General features: G+C 68.6%; 16 protein-coding genes. 10 read left to right on the top strand and 6 right to left on the bottom strand.

Annotated elements, in window-relative coordinates:
• Positions 1-136: 136 nt before the first annotated feature.
• The gene (locus BS329_RS31585) at positions 137-934 is read right to left on the bottom strand and encodes an SDR family NAD(P)-dependent oxidoreductase (protein ID WP_076165323.1); all 798 of its coding nucleotides are present in this window, start codon (positions 932-934) and stop codon (positions 137-139) included.
• A gap of 15 nt (positions 935-949) precedes the next feature.
• Positions 950-1,669: an SDR family NAD(P)-dependent oxidoreductase gene (locus BS329_RS31580; protein ID WP_076165321.1), complete on the bottom strand. Its 720-nt coding sequence runs from the start codon at positions 1,667-1,669 to the stop codon at positions 950-952.
• A gap of 122 nt (positions 1,670-1,791) precedes the next feature.
• On the opposite strand from BS329_RS31580, the gene BS329_RS31575 reads away from it, so the two are divergent.
• The 4 genes from BS329_RS31575 to BS329_RS31560 are packed head-to-tail and all read left to right on the top strand — an operon-like array spanning position 1,792 to position 6,725.
• Positions 1,792-3,657 (top strand): primary-amine oxidase, encoded by a 1,866-nt coding sequence (locus BS329_RS31575; protein ID WP_076165319.1) that lies wholly within the window; start codon positions 1,792-1,794, stop codon positions 3,655-3,657.
• A gap of 9 nt (positions 3,658-3,666) precedes the next feature.
• On the top strand, positions 3,667-4,458 hold the full coding sequence (locus tag BS329_RS31570; protein ID WP_076165317.1) for a molybdenum cofactor biosynthesis F family protein: 792 nt from the start codon (positions 3,667-3,669) through the stop codon (positions 4,456-4,458).
• A gap of 3 nt (positions 4,459-4,461) precedes the next feature.
• Positions 4,462-6,096, top strand: a complete 1,635-nt coding sequence (locus tag BS329_RS31565; RefSeq protein ID WP_076165315.1) for an amidohydrolase — start codon at positions 4,462-4,464, stop codon at positions 6,094-6,096.
• 41 nt (positions 6,097-6,137) lie between these two features.
• A complete protein-coding gene (locus BS329_RS31560) occupies positions 6,138-6,725 on the top strand; it encodes a TetR/AcrR family transcriptional regulator (RefSeq protein ID WP_076165314.1) in 588 nt (195 codons plus the stop codon).
• A 69-nt stretch (positions 6,726-6,794) separates the two neighbouring features.
• Here the strand turns inward: BS329_RS31560 and BS329_RS31555 are convergent, their stop codons facing one another.
• Positions 6,795-7,724, bottom strand: coding sequence for an alpha/beta hydrolase (locus tag BS329_RS31555; protein ID WP_076165312.1), 930 nt, complete (start codon positions 7,722-7,724; stop codon positions 6,795-6,797).
• Between the two features lie 2 nt (positions 7,725-7,726).
• Positions 7,727-8,713, bottom strand: coding sequence for a methyltransferase (locus BS329_RS31550; protein ID WP_076165310.1), 987 nt, complete (start codon positions 8,711-8,713; stop codon positions 7,727-7,729).
• A 234-nt stretch (positions 8,714-8,947) separates the two neighbouring features.
• Between BS329_RS31550 and BS329_RS31545 the strand changes: the two genes are divergently transcribed.
• Genes BS329_RS31545 through BS329_RS31525 form a run of 5 tightly spaced genes read left to right on the top strand, consistent with a single transcriptional unit; the run spans position 8,948 to position 14,872 of the window.
• Positions 8,948-10,708: a dipeptide ABC transporter ATP-binding protein gene (locus BS329_RS31545; RefSeq protein WP_076165308.1), complete on the top strand. Its 1,761-nt coding sequence runs from the start codon at positions 8,948-8,950 to the stop codon at positions 10,706-10,708.
• Positions 10,705-12,285, top strand: coding sequence for an ABC transporter substrate-binding protein (locus BS329_RS31540; RefSeq protein WP_076165306.1), 1,581 nt, complete (start codon positions 10,705-10,707; stop codon positions 12,283-12,285). The genes BS329_RS31545 and BS329_RS31540 overlap by 4 nt, the downstream gene beginning before the upstream one ends.
• A complete protein-coding gene (locus BS329_RS31535) occupies positions 12,282-13,226 on the top strand; it encodes an ABC transporter permease (protein ID WP_076165304.1) in 945 nt (314 codons plus the stop codon). The genes BS329_RS31540 and BS329_RS31535 overlap by 4 nt, the downstream gene beginning before the upstream one ends.
• The gene (locus BS329_RS31530) at positions 13,223-14,143 is read left to right on the top strand and encodes an ABC transporter permease (RefSeq protein ID WP_076165303.1); all 921 of its coding nucleotides are present in this window, start codon (positions 13,223-13,225) and stop codon (positions 14,141-14,143) included. Before BS329_RS31535 ends, BS329_RS31530 begins: the two co-directional genes overlap by 4 nt.
• A 30-nt stretch (positions 14,144-14,173) precedes the next feature.
• Positions 14,174-14,872: an alpha/beta fold hydrolase gene (locus BS329_RS31525; RefSeq protein ID WP_076165419.1), complete on the top strand. Its 699-nt coding sequence runs from the start codon at positions 14,174-14,176 to the stop codon at positions 14,870-14,872.
• A gap of 199 nt (positions 14,873-15,071) precedes the next feature.
• Here the strand turns inward: BS329_RS31525 and BS329_RS31520 are convergent, their stop codons facing one another.
• Positions 15,072-16,013, bottom strand: a complete 942-nt coding sequence (locus BS329_RS31520; RefSeq protein WP_076165301.1) for an aldo/keto reductase — start codon at positions 16,011-16,013, stop codon at positions 15,072-15,074.
• A 69-nt stretch (positions 16,014-16,082) separates the two neighbouring features.
• Here BS329_RS31520 and BS329_RS31515 point away from each other — a divergent pair, with 69 nt between their 5' ends.
• A complete protein-coding gene (locus BS329_RS31515) occupies positions 16,083-16,799 on the top strand; it encodes an SDR family NAD(P)-dependent oxidoreductase (RefSeq protein ID WP_084750451.1) in 717 nt (238 codons plus the stop codon).
• Here BS329_RS31515 and BS329_RS31510 read toward each other — a convergent pair.
• Positions 16,716-18,095 (bottom strand): amidohydrolase, encoded by a 1,380-nt coding sequence (locus tag BS329_RS31510; protein WP_208619307.1) that lies wholly within the window; start codon positions 18,093-18,095, stop codon positions 16,716-16,718. The two genes, BS329_RS31515 and BS329_RS31510, sit on opposite strands and share 84 nt — an antisense overlap.
• Positions 18,096-18,141: the final 46 nt, after the last annotated feature.

The raw sequence follows: 18,141 nt of genomic DNA, 5'->3' as shown, positions 1-18,141 counted from the left end.
GTGGCTTTCGCGACACACCCAAGCCTCGGTACCGGCACGGATACACGTGGGTGGCGTACCTGAAGTACATGAAGGCCCCCTTCCTTGCGTTAGGCGCAAGGAAGGGGGCCTTCATGTACTTCGAGCCACCTAACGGCTAAGAACCCATGCCCGCCCGTTCGAAGGCCAGCGTCGGCAGGTCCACCACGTGCGCGCCGCCGTCGGCCACGATCACCGCGCCGGTGATGTAGGACGACTCCGAAGACCCCAGGAATCGCACGATCGACGCGATCTCCTCGGGTTCGGCGGGACGGCGCAGCGGGACCTCGGCGGTGACGCGGCGGTAACCCTCGTCGTGCCCGCCCGAGAAGCCCGCGGCCTCGGCGAACTGGTCCATCTCGCCGTCCGCCATCGGGGTGCGCACCCAGCCGGGGCAGACCGCGTTCGCGCGGACGCCCTTCGGACCGTAGTCTCGGGCGATCGAGCGGGTCAGGCCGATCAGCGCGTGTTTGGCGACGGTGTAGCCGGCGACGTTCGGCCCGGCGAACAGCCCGGCCAGCGACGACACGATGACCACCTGGCCGCCGGTCTCGACCAGCGAGGGCAATGTGGCCCGGCAGAACACGAAGGCGCTGGACAGGTTCGAGCGCAGGGCCAGTTCCCATTCCTCGTCGCCGGTGTCGACCACCGAAGACAGGCCGTGCCCGCCCGCGTTGGCCACCACGACGTCGAGCCTGCCGAACTTGCCGACGATCTCCGCCACGGCGTTCTCGGCGGCTTCGCGTTCGCTGGCGTCACACGTGACGACATGCGCGCCGGTTTCGGCCGCCACCTTCTCCAGCGGTTCGCGCCGCCGTCCGAGGACCACCACCTGGGCGCCTTCGTCGGCGTATCGGCGGGCGACCGCCGCGCCGATACCGGTACCGCCACCCGTGATCGCGACAACCTTCTTCACTCGCGTGAGTCCTTTCTAAGCGGGAAAACCCGAACGGGCCGAGACGCCGAAGTCGGCGAGCACGGCCTGGCCGTTGATCGTCCGCGAACGCGCGGACGCGAGATAGAGCACCTGGTCGGCGACGTCTTCAGGAGCTTGCACCGGGAACGCGGGATCGTCGAGCACCGCACCGAGATCGCCGCGCGCCATCGGGGTGTCGACCACCGACGGGCACACGCAGTTCACTCGCACACCGGGCAGATCGACCGCGAGAGCCCTGGTCATCGCGACCACTGCGCCTTTCGAAGCGCCGTAGGCCGCCATGCCGGGCGCGATGGTGAACGCGGAGTCGCTGGCGAGCAGGACGATCGACCCGCGCGCCGCGGTGAGCCACGGCGCCGCGTGTTTGACCAGCAGGAACTGGCCGGTGACGTTGACCGCCATGACGGCGGCGAAGTCGGCCGCCGAAGTTTCGGTGACCGGCGTGCCGACCGGTCCGGAAATCCCGGCGCAGCCGACCACGACGTCCAGGCCGCCGAACCGCTCGGCGACGGTGCCGACCGCGGCGGCCACCGACTGTTCGTCCGTCACGTCGGCGTGGACCGCCAGCAGGCCGTCGGCGAGTGTCGGCACGGGCGCCCTGTCGACGGCGCCGACCCGCGCGCCTTCCGCCAGGAACGCCTGGACGCAGGCGAGGCCGATACCGGACGCCGCGCCGGTCACCAGCACGGCCTTGCCCGCGAGTTCCAGTCGCATGGCGTCATCCTGCGGCCGGCCCCTTCCCCGGGGGTTGGCCGTCAGTGCATCCTTCTTGTCCGCAGCCGCACGACGGCCGCGCGGTCTTTCCTCGCGGCACCGGACCGGCAAGACTGCGAAGCATGACCAGGCCGCATCCTTTGGACCCGCTGACCGCCGACGAACTCACCGCAGGCCGCGCGATCCTGGCAGGCGAGGGGCTCCTCGCCGCGACCACGCGGTTCCCGTCGGTGCTGCCGGTGGAACCGGACAAGGCCGACGCCGCCCCGGACCGCCGCGTCCAGTACACGCTGCTGGACACCGCGACCGGCCAGGCGCGCGACGTGGTCGTCTCGCTGGCGAAACGCGAAGTGGTCTCCAGCGAGGACTGCGGCGACGGTCAGCCCGCGTACCTGTTCGAGGAGTACGACCTCGCCGCGTCGATCACCAAAGCGTCGCCGGGATGGCAGGCCGCGATGGAACGGCGGGGGCTCGCCGACCGGATCGAGCACGCCTTCTGCGCTCCCCTGGCGCCCGGTTTCTTCGGCAGGGCCGACGAGACCGGCCGGGTCATCCGGTCACTGACCTTCCTGCGCGACGACGAGTCGGACAGCCCGTGGGCGCACCCCGTCGAGGGGCTGATCGTGCACATCGACCTGACCGAGCAGCGCGTGCTGCGGGTCGAGGACGAAGGCGACGTGCCCGTGCCGCCGGAGCACGGCCGCTACGGCGACGCCCCGGCGCGCACCACGCTCAAGCCGATCGAGATCACCCAGCCCGAGGGCCCGAGTTTCACCGTCGACGGTAACGAGGTCACCTGGGAGGGCTGGAAGCTGCGGGTCGGCTTCAACGCCCGCGAGGGCCTGATACTGCACCAGATCTCGTTCCAGGACCGCTCGGTGCTCCACCGGGCGTCGGTGCCGGAGATGGTGGTGCCCTACGGAGACACCGCGCCGGGCCGGTTCTGGATCAGCTACTTCGACGCGGGCGAGTACCTGCTCGGCAAGAACGGCAACGACCTGCGGCTGGGCTGCGACTGCCTCGGCGTCATCCACTACTTCCCCGCCTTCGTCGCCGACGACCACGGGCATCCGGTCGAGATCCCCCGCGCGATCTGCATGCACGAAGAGGACTACGGGATCCTGTGGAAGCACACGGATCTCAGCGGCCGCGCCGAGGTCCGCCGCTCGCGACGGCTGGTGATCTCGTCGATCTCCACCATCGGCAACTACGACTACGGCTTCTTCTGGTACCTCTACCTCGACGGCACCGTGGAACTGGAGGCGAAAGCCACCGGCATCGTGTTCGCCGGCGCCGCGCACTCCGGCACGAAGCACCCGCACGCCAACGAGATCGCGCCCGGGCTGTTCGCGCCGGTGCACCAGCATCTGTTCTGCGCACGGCTGGACGTGGCGATCGACGGCGAACGCAACTCGCTCGTCGAGATCGACGTCGAGCGGGTGCCGATGGGCGAGCAGAACCCGTACGGGAACGCCTTCACCTGGAAGGAAACCCCGCTGCGGACCGAACAGGAAGCCCAGCGGCACGCCGATCCGGCCAAGGCACGCGTCTGGGAGATCCGCAGCGCGGAGCGGACCAACCGGCTCGGCACGCCGACGGCGTACCAACTCGTGCCCCGGCCGTCCGCGACCCTGATGGCGCAGCCGGAATCGAGTGTCCACCAGCGGGCGACGTTCGCCACCCGTCACCTGTGGGCCACGCCGTACCGCGCCGACGAACGGTTCCCGGCAGGCGACCGGCCGAACGCGCATCCCGGCGGGGCGGGCCTGCCTGCCTGGACCGCCGCCGACCGGGATCTCACCGACACCGACCTCGTGCTGTGGCACGTGTTCGGCCCGACGCACATCCCGCGCCCCGAGGACTGGCCGGTCATGCCGGTCGACTACTCCGGTTTCTCCCTGCGCCCCTACGGATTCCTGGACCGCAATCCGGCACTGGACCTGCCGTCCGGCGCCACCGACGAGCACTGTTCCGCCCACGAGCACTAGGACTTTTCCATGCCCGAACTGACCCTGTCCGACACGTCCACCTGGCTGCCGCTGGACGGCCTCGCCCCCGGTTTCGACGCGAACAAGGCCCCCACGGTCGGCGACCTGCACGGCCGCACCTTCGAGCTCGCCTGTGAAGACGGCACCACGTTCACCGCGGGCTTCTCCGGCACCCGGATCGAATGGACCTACCACGGCACGGGCACCGACCGCTGCGAGACGTTCCTGGTCGACGACGACCTGTACTACGTCCAGTTCCACCCGCAGGCGCGGCAGGAAGAGGCGTTCACGCTGCTGCTCGACCTGCGCCGCGGCCGCGCGCTCCTGGTGCTGAGCAAGATCGGCGACACCGCGCCCCGCGTCACGCAGACCTTTCTGGCCGCCACGATCGGCGGCATCGAGCCGACCGGGGAGTCGCTCGCCCCGACCACGTCGCTGGTCGGGCGCCGGGTGCTGTGGGTGTACAGCACCGAGCACGCCTACGAGCACGTGTACCTCAGCCCGCACTGGTACACGTGGCAGTGCCTGGCCGGTCCGGAGAGGGGGCTCGCGGACACCGACGAGAACTCGGTCTACGAGCTGCGGCCGGGTATCTACGTCTTCGCGTGGCGGGAGAAGGTGATTCCGTGCGCGTCGGTGACCGTCGCCGACCACCGCGACGCGAAGCGGCTGCGCTCGCACGGTGTCCTTTTCGGACTGGACGCCACCGGGAGCACTCCGACCCATTTCACCTTCGGCGCACACGGCAAGCTGCTGAGCACCACCGTGCACCCCGAGGCTTACGACCCCGCCGGGAGCTGAGCCTTGACCGCCGACCTGATCCTCACCAACGCCACGGTGTACACAGTGGACGGCGTCCGGCCGTGGGCGTCGTCCTTGGCGATCAAAGACGGCCGGGTGCTGTCCCTGGAGGAAATCGAACGCGGGCCGAGCACCGAGGTCGTCGACCTCGACGGCGCGTTCGTGATGCCCGGCCTTGTCGACGTGCACAATCACCACGCCCTCGCCGGTCGCGCGGCCCTGTTCGAGTTGAACTTCGGCCTCGACGCCGGTCTGGACGACATCCTCGCCGCGGTCCGGTCGCGCGCCGAGGGGCTCGGGCCGGACGAGTGGGTGGTCGGCGGTGCTTGGGCGTCCACTTTGGTCAGTACCCTTTCCCGGTCGTCCGCCCGGCACGCGCTCGACGAAGCCGCGGGCGGCCGTCCGGTCATGCTCACCGACGACAGCAGGCACAACCGCTGGGTGAGCAGCCGGGCCTTGAAGCTGGCGGGGGTCACCACGTCGACGCCCGATCCGGCGGGCGGGGAGATCGTCCGCGACCCTTCGACCGGCGAGCCCGTCGGTGTCCTGCTCGAGGCGGCGGGTGTCGCCGTCGAACGGGCGCTCAGCGAGACGCGGACCCTCACCACCGAGCAGCACGTGGCGGCGTCGCGGCACGGGATCGGCACGCTGCACTCGTACGGGGTCACCGCGTTCCAGGACGCCGGGGTCTCCTCGGACATCCTGCGCGCGTTGAAGACCCTCGACGACGCCGGCGAGCTGCGCGCGTGGGTCGTGTCGTCGTTGCTGATCAACGACCCGATCTTCGGTTTCGACCCGATCGGCGCGCCGCTGCTGGAGGTCGCCGGGCAGTACCGCGGTGAGCACCACCGGCCCGACTTCGTGAAGATCTTCCTCGACGGCGTCCCGCCGACGCGCACCGCCGCGTTCCTGGAGCCGTATCTGCCGGACGACGCGCACGGCGCCTGTCATCACGGCGCCACCACCATGCCGGGCGACGAACTCGTCGGCTGGCTGCGCACCGCGGCCGCGGCGGGGCTCTCGGCCAAGGTGCACTGCACCGGGGACGCGTCGGTGCGCGCGACACTCGACGCCGTGGAAAAGGTGCGGGCCGAGGGCTTCACCGAAGCGCGTTTCCAGGTCGCGCACGGCCAGTTCGTCCACCCCGACGACCTCCCGCGGTTCGCCTCGCTGGGTGTCGCCGCGGACATCTCGCCGTTCCTGTGGGTCCCCGGCGTCATCCCGGCGGCCATCGCGGCGGTGCTGCCCGGCGAACGGGCCGGGCGGATGCAGCCGAACCGGTCACTGCTGGACGAGGGCGCGCTGGTCGCGGGCGGTTCGGACTGGCCGGTCAGCGAGTCCCCGAACGCGTGGGAGGGCATCCACGGCCTCGTCACCCGCCAGGACCCGACCGGCACGTTCCCCGGGGCGCTGTGGCCGGAGCAGGCGATCACCCTGGCCGAGGCGATCGAGGTCTTCACCCTCGCCGCCGCGCGCGCGATGGGGCTGGGCGACGTCACCGGCTCGCTGGTCCCCGGGAAGTCGGCCGATTTCGTCGTCCTCGACCGCGATCCGTTCAAAACCGATCCGAACGCGCTCGTCAAGACAAAGGTGACACAAACGTGGTTCGCCGGGCACCGGGTGTATCACCGCGACTGATCTCCTACACTGGTAGAAGAACCAGTGCGGGAGGTCTGCCGATGCCGAAGATCATCGACCACGACGAACGGCGAAGTCACATCGTCGACGTCACCTGGGATCTGATCACCCAGGGCGGGATCGAGGCCGCCACCATGCGTGAGATCGCGGCCGCCGCCGGCTTCGCCAACGGGGCGCTCAAGCTGTACTTCCCGAGCAAGGAAGACATCATCCAGGCCACCTACGAACGCGCGCTCGGCATGATGCGCGAGTACGTGGAACTGGACGAACTGCGCGGGCTGGTCGCGCTCCGCGAGCTGTGCGTCTCGTCGATGCCGATCGACGAGGACCGCATCGCCGCGGGGCGCGTCCTGCTCACCTTCTGGCAGCTTTCGCTGACCAACCCGAAACTGCAGCACAAGTACCTCGAGCACATCCGCTCGTGGCGGGGCCTGCTGCACCGGTACCTCACCGAGGGCCGGGAGGACGGCGACATCGTCACCGAGACCCCCGACGAGCAACTGGTCGACGAGGTCGTGCTGATCAACGCCGGGGCGAACGTGATGAGCCTGGTCGCCGGGGAGTTCTCGACGATCGCTTTGCAGCGGCGGCACCTCGAGTCGTTCTTCGCCCGCCTCACCCGCCCTTGACACTACGTACTACCGCATTTAGTCCTCTAAATGCGGTAGTACGTAGCGCGAACAACCGCAACTAGAGGACTAATTGCGGGAGTCGAAGGTCCGCGTCAGGAAGTTCGCCACGTGCGCGTGTGACCGCGGTGAGGCGGGAAGATCGGTGTACAGGCCGTAGAACCCGTGGATCTGCCCCGCGTATCGCGTCATCTCCACCTTCGTCCCGGCATCGGTCAGGCGCCGCGCGAACTCCTCCCCTTCGTCCCGCAGGACGTCGTACTCGGCCGTCAGCACCAGCGCCGGCGGCAGCCCGGTCAGATCGGAGGCCCGCAGCGGCAGCAGATACGGATCGTTCAGCTGTGCCGGATCCGACACGTACTGATCGAAGAAGAACCGCATCGCCCCGGCGGTCATGCCGAACCCCTCGGCGAAGTCCGTGTACGACCGGAAACCGTCGTCCGGGTGACCGTAGACCGGGCAGATCAGCACCTGCGCGGCCAACGGCGGACCACTTCGGTCGCGGGACATCATCGAGACCACCGTCGACAGATTGCCGCCGGCACTCTCCCCGCCGATCGCGATCCGCCCTGGATCCACCGACGGACCCGCGCCACCCGAAGCCAGCCATTCGACAACGGCGTAGCAGTCGTCCGGCGCCGCCGGGAACGGATTCTCCGGCGCGAGCCGGTAGTCCACCGCCACGACGGCCACCTTCGCCGCGTTGCACACCGCCCGTGACGCGACCTCGTTCTCGTCGATCGAGCCGATCGTCCATCCGCCGCCGTGGATCCACACGAAGGCCGGGACCGCACCAGCGGCGTCAGGCAGGTAAACCCGCACCCGGACACCGGACGGCAGGACGTGGTCAGTCACCGAAGCGACTTCCTCGACCGTTTCTGGAGGCTGCCACGAAGCCGCGAAAGCGGTACGCAACTCGGCGGCCGTCGGCGGAAGGGCAGGCGCTTCGGGAAGCTCGCTGCGGGCGAGCAGTTCCTTGACCGCGGGATCCAGCGTCACGGCTACACCGCTTCCGCGACGAGGACCCGCGGGCTGCCCGGCAGCGCGAGCCGGTCGGTGACCCGCCAGCCCGCCTCGGTCAGCCATTCCCGGACCTCGGCCTCCGGGTAGACGACCGTCCCGTCGATCACCAGGTACTCCCCCGCGTGCAGCGCGTCGATCGGCCGCTGGTTCGCGTCGTCGTCGAGGAAGAAGTCGAGCAGCAGCAGCCGCGCGCCAGGCGCGGCGGCCGCGCGGGCGTTACGCAGGATCTCCGCGTTCTGCTTCGCGTCGAAACGGTGGACGACGTGGTTGACCATCACCAGGTCGAACTCGCCTTCGGGACGCGCGGTGGGTGTCTCCGCGCCGATGACGGTCGCACGATCGGCGAACCCCGCCTCGGCCGCCGCGGTGGTGACCGACTCGGTGAAGCCCGGGTCGAAGACGAACGTCGTGTGCAGTTCTTCGTTGGTCTTCATGGCTTCGACCGCGAACGCGCTCGAGAGCCCGCCGAGGTCGAGCAGCTTCCGGTGGGGGCCGAAATCGAACGCGCCGGCCAGCATCTTCGCGTGCAGGGCGTTATACGTCATCACACCGGCCATGAACGTGCCCCAGCGCGTGTCGTCCATCTCCAGCTTGCCGGGCTCACCGCTGTCGGCGGTGTGACCGAACTGCAACCAGTGCGGATAGCTGATGGTGTCGAGGAAGGTCAGGAACGGCGCCAGATCGAGGTCTCCGCCGCCGAGGTACTCCGCCGCGTCGGCGGCCAGTTCGTACCGTCCGTCCACACGGGACAGCAGACCGAGTGATGACATGGCGTCACCGAGGATACGGGTGATCTTCTCCGGTTTACCGGTCTTCCCCGCCAGTTCCGCGGCCGTCAGCGGCCCGTCGGCGAGCGCGGTGAACAGGCCGATCCGGCTCGCCGCGAAGAGTTGCTTTGCCGCCATGTAGCCCACGGCGATGTCCACGATCCGCTCGGGACCGGCAGTCTTGGTCGACCCGCTCACGGGTGCCCTCCTTAGCTCGTTTCCGCCGAGAGTCTACAGGTGTAGACAAAAGAATCCAGCGCGAGTTTTCGCCTACTGCCAGGCAAAACCCGCCGGATATCAACTTCCTACATTCGTAGAATATACCCATTGACAGTGCCGCCCCCCGGTGTCAACATGCGTAGAACCACCCCCGCCGGAGGCCCGTTCCCCGGCTGTGCGGTCCGCTTCGGGCGGGCTCGGGAAAGGGGATTCATGACCCTGCTCGAATTACGAGAACTGACCGTCGGCGTGATCGCCGACGAAACCGAACGCGAACTGGTCCGAGAACTCTCGTTCGGCCTCGAACAAGGCCGCACACTCTGCGTGGTCGGCGAATCCGGCAGCGGTAAAACGGTGACGGCCTTGTCGATCATCCGGTTGCTGGAGTTCGTCGCGCCGGTGTTCACGCGCGGCGAGATCACCGTCGACGGCGTGGATCTCACGCGGCTCTCCGCCGACGAGATGCGCTCCTACCGCGGCCCGCGAATCGGGATGATCTTCCAGGAGGCGCTGGATTCGCTCAATCCCAGTCAGCGCGTCGGCAAGCAGCTGATCGAGGCCTATCGCAAGCCCGGTTCCCTGCCACGCCAAGCCGCGCGCAAGGGCACGCCATTGCACCGCGACGCCGAAGCGAAGGCACGTGGCCTGTTGAAGGAGGTCGGCCTCACCGACACCGACCGGGTGCTTTCCCTGTACCCGCACCAGATGTCGGGCGGGATGCAGCAGCGCGTGATGATCGCGCTGGCCCTGATGGCCGACCCTGGCCTGCTGATCGCCGACGAGCCGACCACGGCCCTGGACGTGACCACGCAGGCGGAGATCCTCACCCTGTTCGACCGCGTCCGCCGCGACCACGGCACCGCGTGCGTCTTCATCACGCACGACATGGGCGTGGCCGCGCAGGTGGCCGACCGGATCGCGGTGATGTACCGCGGCGAACTGGTCGAACTCGGGTCCAAAGAGGACATTCTGCACGCGCCGAAGCATCCCTACACCAAGGCGTTGCTCGACTGCGTGCCGAAACTCGGGGTGAGCAGACGCGACGGCTTCCCCACCATCTCCGAAGCCTTGCTCGAGGCCGCGATGAACGGCGAATCGGCGGTCGCGACCGAGACCAAGGCGCTGAGCCGCGAGAAAGCGGAGAACGCGGGCGAGGGCACCACGCTCGTCATCGAGTCGGTGTCCAAAGTGTACGGACGTCGTGGCAGGTTCTCGCTGACCCGTGAGCCGGAGGTGCACGCGGTCAAGGACGTCTCGCTGGAGATAGCCCCGGGTGAGTTCTTCGGCCTGGTCGGGGAATCCGGTTCCGGCAAGACGACGCTCGGCCGCCTGGTGAGCGCGCTGGAGACCCCGACAGGAGGCAGCATCGCCTTCGGCGAGCACCGGTGCACCCCGTCCGGTCTCGACGGCGACGAGCGCTCGTTCCGCCGCCGCGCGCAACTCATCTTCCAGGACCCGCAGAGTTCACTCGATCCGCGGCACACCGCCGCGCGGATCATCGCCGAACCCTTGCGGGAACTCACTGGCCTGCGCGGCGCGGAACTCGACCGCCGGGTCACCGAACTGATCGACGAGGTCGGGCTCCCGTCGGACACCGCGAAGAAACTGCCGTCACAGCTCTCCGGCGGTCAGCGGCAGCGTGTCTCGATCGCCCGCGCGATCGCCGCCGAACCGGACCTCATCGTCGCCGACGAGCCCACCTCCGCGCTCGACGTCTCGGTGCAGGGCCAGGTGATGAACCTGCTACTCGACCTGCGGCGCACCCGCGCGCTCAGTTTCCTGTTCATCACGCACAACCTCAGCCTGGTGCTCTCGGTCGCCGACCGGGTCGGCGTGATGTACCGGGGCGAGCTGATCGAAATCGGCGACCCGGACGAGATCCGGCTCCGCGCCCGGCACGAGTACACCCGCCGCCTGCTCGCGGCGAACCCCGAGCTGCCCGTCCACCCCCACCCTGGAGTGCGGAACCCATGAGACGAACCCTGACCTCGGCCGCGCTCGGCGTGGCGACCGTCCTGCTGCTCAGCTCGTGTATGGGAGGGCAGGCGGGCGGTGGCGCCGCCGACGGGCCCCCGAAGCCCGGCGGCAACCTCAACGTCGCCGTGCCCACCGATCCGCAGTCCCTCGACATGGTCGCCAACCCCGGCCAGGTGACCGCGCACATCGGCAACATGATGTACGAGAAGCTGTTCGAAGTGGACCGAGCTTTCACCGCCCGGCCCATGCTGGTCGAGGACTTCACCACCAGCCCGGACAGGCTCACCTACACCTTCAAGCTGCGCCAGGGTGTCACCTTCCACGACGGCAACCCGCTGACGTCCGAAGACGTCGTGGCGAGCCTCAAGCGGTGGCAGCAGGTCCACCGCACCGGCCAGCTGGTCACCCCGGACATCGAGGCGATCACCCCGGCCGACCCGGCCACGGTGACCATCAAGCTCAAGCAGCCGCGCTACCCGCTGATCAACGAACTCGCCGGTGCGGGCACGGAGATCTACGAGGCGAAGAACCTCACCGGTGTCCCACCGACCGGGTTCGGCCAGGACAAGGCGATCGGGACCGGGCCGTACAAGCTGAAGAGCTGGGACATCGGCCGCGAACTGGTGCTGGAGCGCCACTCCGGCTACAAGTCCCGGTCCGAAGAGGACTGGGGCGGCCAGGCGGGCGCCAAGCACGCGTACCTCGACACCGTGACCTACAAGGTGGTCTCCGACCAGGACGCGCTGATCAACGGCCTCCAGACCGGCCAGTGGGATCACATCATGCCCACCAACGACCAGTACGAGACCCTGCGCAACAACCCGGCCGTGGTCGTGCACAACCTGCCCGGCGGCAACGACAATGTGATCATCCCGAACTTCAACCCCGGTTCGAAGTTCGCCGATCCCCGTGCCCGCGAGGCGCTGAACCTGTTGCTGGACAAGCCCGCGATCAACGCGGCCACCGGTGGCAGCAAGGACCTCACCGTCGAGACCGGCGCCTTCGCCTCCCCGGACAACAAGCAGTTCTATTCCACCGCGGGCGAAGAGGTCTACAAGAAGCACGATCCGGAGAAGGCCAAGCAGTTGCTGGCCGAGGCCGGGATCACCGCCGGTGCCACGATTCACATCGTCACCACGAACTCCTACCCGGAGTTCGGGAAGTGGGCCGTGCTGATCCAGGACAGCCTGTCGAAGATCGGCATCAACACCAAGATCGACACCTTCGACTTCGCCACGATGCTGGGCACGTTGACGAAGGAACCGGGTGGCTGGGACATCACCACGCTGTTCTTCGACTCGGCGCTGACCTCGCCCGCGCAGATGCCCGCGCTCACCCTGGGCACGCTGAACGGGTCTTCCTCGCCCGAACTGGACGGGCTGATGGCCGAGTTCAACGCCTCGACCACGCCTGAGCAGGCGAAGGCCGTGGTGGACAAGCTCCAGGCGTTCACCTGGAAGCAGTTGTCGGTGATCACCCTGAGCCAGTCCAGGCTGTACGCGGCCTACTCCCCCAAGCTCAAGGGCTACGGCGACTTCTACCGCGTCTTCTGGAACACCTGGCTGGCATCATGACCGGTCTGCTGCTGCGCAGGCTGCGCGATCTGGTGATCATCCTGGTGATCGTCGGGACGATGATGTTCTTCGTCATCCGGCTGATCCCCGGCGACCCGGCGCAGGCCATCCTCGGCCCGACGGCACGTCCGTCCGATGTGGACGCGCTACGGGAGAGCATGGGGCTGAACGGAACACTGTGGGAGCAGTATCTCGGCTGGGCCGGGAACGTGCTGCGAGGCGATTTCGGCACGTCGATCACCTACCACGCGCCGGTGCTCGGCGTGGTCGCCGACCACATCCTGCCGACGCTGACGCTGGCCGTGCTGTCCACGGTGATCAGCTTCTTCCTTTCGGTCGCCATCACGTCCTGGCAGGCCGTCTCGCCGCGCAACCCGGTGGCGCGGCTGCTGGACAGGTTGTCGGCTCTGGGGATGGCGATGCCGGACTTCTGGATCTCGCTGATGCTCGTGCTGGTGTTCTCGGTGACACTGCGCTGGTTCCCCTCCAGCGGCTACGAAAACCTGTTCACCGAGCCGGCGACGGCGGTGCCCGCGCTCGTGCTGCCGCTGACCGTGCTGGTCATCGGGCAGACGGCGTTGTTCGTGCTCACCCTGCGCGAAAGCCTGCTCGGCGAGCTTCCGCTGGCGTATCTGCGCACCGCGCGGGTGAAGGGCCTGTCCGAGCGGCAGGTCATGACCAAACATGTCCTGCCGAACGCGCTGATGCCGCTGATCACCCAGCTGGGCAGCAACTTCGCCATGCTGGTCGGCGGGATCGTGATCATCGAGTCCATCTTCGTCGTGCCGGGGCTGGGCCATCTGCTGATGGGCGCGGTGTCCACCCGGGACTTCCCGCTGATCCAGGGTGTGACGCTGTTCGTCGCGGTGCTGTTCGTATTGGTCAACCTGCTGGTGGACCTGTCGTACGCGCTGCTCGACCCGAAGGTGCGTGTCTCGTGAGCGTGGCTCTGGTGGAAAAGACGCCGTCGGTGCGTGAAGCACCCTCGGCCGGTCGCGCGGCCAAGCTGTTCCGGCGCAACCGGATGCTGGTCATCACCACCGCGCTGCTGGCGCTGATCGTCCTGGCCGTGCTCGTGCTGCCGTTCTTCCTGCCCAGCGTGAGCGCGACCGATCCGGTCAACCGGCTCCTGCCGCCGTCGGCCGCGCATCCACTCGGCACGGACTCGTTCGGCCGTGACGTGCTCGCCCGGCTGGTCTCCGGCGGGCGCGCGTCACTCGGGCTGTCGGCCTTGATCACCCTGTGCGCGGCGTTCACCGGTCTCGTGATCGGGCTGATCAGCGGTTTCTTCCGGGCGGCGGACGCGGTGCTGATGCGGGTGATGGACGCCTGGATGTCGTTCCCGGCGATCATCCTGGCGATGGCGCTGGCGATCTCGCTCGGCGCGAGCATCTGGACCGAGTTGATCGCGCTGACGGTGATCTTCACCCCGTTCACCGCCCGTGTCATCCGCAGCCGGGTGCTCGGCATCGCCGGCCGGGCGTACATCGGCGCGGCGCGGGTTTCGGGAATGAGCAAGGGGAAGATCCTCGTCGTCCACGTGTTCCCGAACGTGCTGCCGCTGGCGCTGGTGCAGGTGGTGATCCTGTCCGCGGCCGCGATGCTGGTCGACGGCGCGATGAGCTTCCTCGGCCTCGGTATCGCTCCCCCGACCCCGACCTGGGGCAACATGATCGCCGAAGGGCGGTCTTACCTGGTGCAGGCGCCCTGGCTGGTGATCGCGCCCGGCGTGACGATCATGGTGTGCGTGTTCCTGCTGAACCTCATCGGATCGTCGCTGCGGATCGCCGTCGACGCCCGTGCGCGGACGCTGAGCGAGATGCAACGCCTGCGCACCCGCCGCCCCTCCGGCAGCTGAGAAAGGATTCCGTTGTCTGCCACTACTTCCCTGGCCGTGCGCCGTTTCGTCCCCGAGGTCGTCTCGGGACCGCCGGTACTGCTGGTGCACGGATTCGCCTCCGACGGGCACACCGACTGGATCACCACGGGGTGGCCCGCCGCGCTCACCGCCATGGGTCGCGAGGTGCTCGTACCCGACCTGCCCGCTCACGGCTCCAGCCCGGCACCCACGGGCTCGCTGGGCGCGGCCGCGATCACCGGCGAACTGTCACGGCTCGTCGCGGATCTGTCCGAAGTGGACGTTGTCGGCTACTCGCTGGGTGCCCGGCTGTCCTGGGAACTGCCCGCCCAGGCGCCGGTGCGGCGGCTCGTGCTGGCGGGCGTGAGCCCGTTCGAGCCCTTCGGCGCCGTCGATGTCGCGGCCGCGCTGGCGTTCGCCGACGGCGGCAAGGCACCGTCGGATCCGCTGACCGGGATGATCGCGCACATGATCACCGCGCCGGGCCGGAATCCGGCCGCGCTCGCGCGGTGTATCGAGGATCTGCGCGCCGAACCGTTCACTCCTGCCGTGGGTGCCGTCGCCGTGCCGACCCGGTTCGTGGCCGGTACGGACGATCCGGTGAGCCAGGGCATCGAAACGCTCGTCGAACTGGTGCCGGGCGCTTCGCTGGTGCGGGTGCCCGGGGATCACGGCGGGGCGCTGCGGAGCCCGGAGTTCAAGACTGCGGTGCGGGAGTTCCTCGGGTAGGGAACCGTGGGCTTCCTGAAGTACATGAAGGCCTCCTTCCTTGCGCTAGGCGCAAGGAAGGAGGCCTTCATGTACTTCAGCCGGCGTGGCCGGAGCACCACCCGAGCACCGCGAACCAAGGCCTGGAAGCGTGTTATGAACGGGACTTTCATGGCAAATTTTGCCATGAAAGTCCCGTTCATAACACCCGGGACGGGAGTCAGAGGGTGCCATCGGCGGCGACCGAGCGGTCCAGCCAGAGGTCCTCCAGAGCGTCCCGCACCTCCGCGCCGTGCTCGGAAGCCAGCCGTACCGCGCCCAAGTTGTCCTCTAGTTGCGCGAGGCGGCTCACCCCGAACAGTACGTTCGCCACCGGCGCGTAGGCGAGACAGAACGCGATCGCCAGCTGCGAAGGGCTCACACCGAAGTCTCCGGCAACAGCGGTGACACGCGAGGCTGCCGCCCGGATCGACTCGCGGATACCGCCGGGGTCCGCGCCGATCTTCCGGTCCGGGGTCTTGCCGAGCAGCACCCCGCCCTCGAACACGTCCGACGCCTGCAAAGTCAATCGTCCGGCTTCGAAATGCGGGCCGTAGAAGGGCCCTTCAGCCATCGAGCGCCGCGCGACGCTGTACTTCAGCTGGGCGAAACCCGGCGCCGGGAGCCCCTCTTCGGCAGCGAAGTCCAGCGCCCGGTCGAGATCCGACGCCAGCCAGTTGTTCACGCCCCACACGTCGAACCGGCCGAGGCGGATCTGTTCGGCGACCTCGGTGACGATCCGCGGGATGTCCGGCCGGTCGAAGTAGTCGCCGACCACGACCGCTTCCGCGCGGTCGACGCCGATCCGGTCGAACGAGGTCGCGAGTTGCTCGGCGAAACCGGTGTTCGGGTAGTCCCAGAGCCAGAGTTTCCCGCACAGTTGATAGTCGTCGCGGTTGATCCCGGCCGCCCGGACAGCCTCGCCGAAGAGGAGATCCGTACGCGACTGTTCGGAATGCGGCCCCATGTTGTAGTAGGCCACGTCGAACAGGGTGACCCCGGCGTCGATCGCGTGCCGGATCAGGCGCACCGCGTCGTCGAAGTCCATGCGGTCCCAGGTGTTCCAGGATCCCAGGCTCAGCGCCGAAGTGGCGAAGCCCAGTCCGTTCTGCTTCCCGTACACGAGATTTCCTTTCGCTGGCAACGGAAACAAGTTTTAGTCTACGATCGTAGAATGAACAAGAGACTCGTAGTGGTGACCGGCGGCGCCAGTGGCATCGGCCGCGGAGTCGCCGAAGCCTTCCAGTCCGCGGGCGACCGCGTGGTCATCGCCGACGTCGACGCGCGCGCGGCTCACGACCTGGCCAAGGAACTCGGCGCGGAACACGTCGAACTCGATATCTCCGACCCGGGTTCGGTCGACGCGGCGCTGGCGCTGATCACCGGCGACTTCGGGCCGGTGGACGTCCTGGTCAACAACGCCGGCCTCGCCGGGGGCGGCGGACCGTTGGTGGGACTGGACATCGGCGTCTTCGACCTGTGCATGCGGGTGAACTTCCGCGGCACCTTCCTGATGACCCGCGCGGTCGGCGCGCATATGCTCGAAGCGGGCACCCGTGGCGCCATCGTCAACATCACCTCCATCGGCGCCCGGCAGCCGACTCCCGGACTCGGCCATTACGAGGCCACCAAGGCCGCGGTCGAGGCGCTCACCCGGTCCGCCGCGCTCGAACTGGCGCCCCACGGGATCCGGGTCAACGCCGTCGCGCCCGGCCCGGTGCTCACGCCGATGACCGCCGGATTCGCGTCGGACACCGCCGCCCGCGCGGCGTGGGAAGCGAGAATCCCGTTGGGAACCATCGCTTCCGTCGCCGACGTGGTGCCGTCAGTCCTGTTCCTCGCCTCCGCCGACGCCGGCCATCTCACCGGGGTAAGCCTCCAGGTCGACGGCGGGCAACTGCTCACCTGAGTGGACGACGCGGCCGCCGGACACGGTGAGTTCGACACCGACGTCCGGCAGGTCCGCGAACGCGGTTTCCAGCGGATTCGCCGCGAGCACACAGAAGTCGGCGACGCGGCCCACGGTCAGCGACCCCTTCCAGTCCGCCGCGCCGTCCTGTTCGGCGGCCGCGACCGTGTAGCAACGCAGAAGTCTGGCCATCAGCCCGGCGTCCACTTCGGACGCTTCCAGCATCCGGGCGGCCGCGGCGATGTGCACCCGCCAGTCCGGGGTGACCACCGGCGCGTCACTGCTCAAGGTCAGCGGGACACCCGAATCGAGCATCTCGGCCAGCGGCCAGGCGCGTGCGCCGACCTCGGCACCGAGGGCGTCCGTCAGCATGCCGCGCATCGCCACCGCGATCGCGGGCTGCGTGGTCAGGCCGACCCCCGCCGAAGCCATCCGCGCCAGCTGATCCGCCGTCACCAGATCCCCGTGCACCAGGTGATCGCCTCGGCGGAGCGATCCGAGCGCGGCCTCGATACTGCGATCCCCCGTGGCGTGCACCGCGACCATCATCCCGGCCTCGTGGGCCAGGTCGATCATGGCGGCGAGATTGCCCGCGCGGCCGGGATCGTCGTCACCGTCCACCAGCAGGGCGCCGTGTGACCCGTCGGCGTAGCAATGGTGTGTCCACGCGGACCGCATCGGCGGGATCCCGTCGGCGAAGATCTTCACCCCGGGCACGGTGAGCCACAACGGATCCGCGGCCGGTGACGGCGTCGCCAGCCCACGTTCGAAGTCCGGCAGCGAACTGGCGCCGTCGAGCAGGCCGAACAACCGCAGCGCGGTCACCCTCGCCCGCAGAAGTCCTTCCGCGGCGAGTGCCGCGTATTCCTCCAGCACTTCGGCGCCGAAACAGCCCGTTTCGCCCGGGCCCAGGCCGGGCTCGGTGTAGCTCGTGATGCCGAGTGACGCGCACAGATCGCCCGCGCGCAGGATGGCGGCCCGCCGTTCGGCCGCGGTGCGCACCGTTTTCTCTTCTCCTCCGGTGAATCCCGCACCACCGATGAGCGTGTCCGGCCACCGGGCACCGAGCCAGGTCGCGTGCAGGTGCGCGTCGTTGACACCGGGCAAAACGGTTCTGCCCGCCAGGTCGATCACCTCGGTCTCCGGGCCGATGTGGTCCAAGGCGACATCGCCGACGGCGACGATCCGGTCGTCGCGGACCGCCATCGCCGACACGACGGTGCCCGCCGGGTCGAAGGTGAGGATCGGACCGCCGCGAAGCACGAGTGATGCGGGGCGAATACGTTGCGACGGCATGGTTTCCTCCGGGATCTGGACTTTTTCTCCTACGACTGTAGACTAA

The sequence above is a fragment of the Amycolatopsis coloradensis genome (assembly GCF_001953865.1).
GTDB lineage: Bacteria > Actinomycetota > Actinomycetes > Mycobacteriales > Pseudonocardiaceae > Amycolatopsis > Amycolatopsis coloradensis.
Note: the sequence above shows the minus strand (reverse complement) of the source record. Positions and strands in the feature narration are given on the sequence as shown.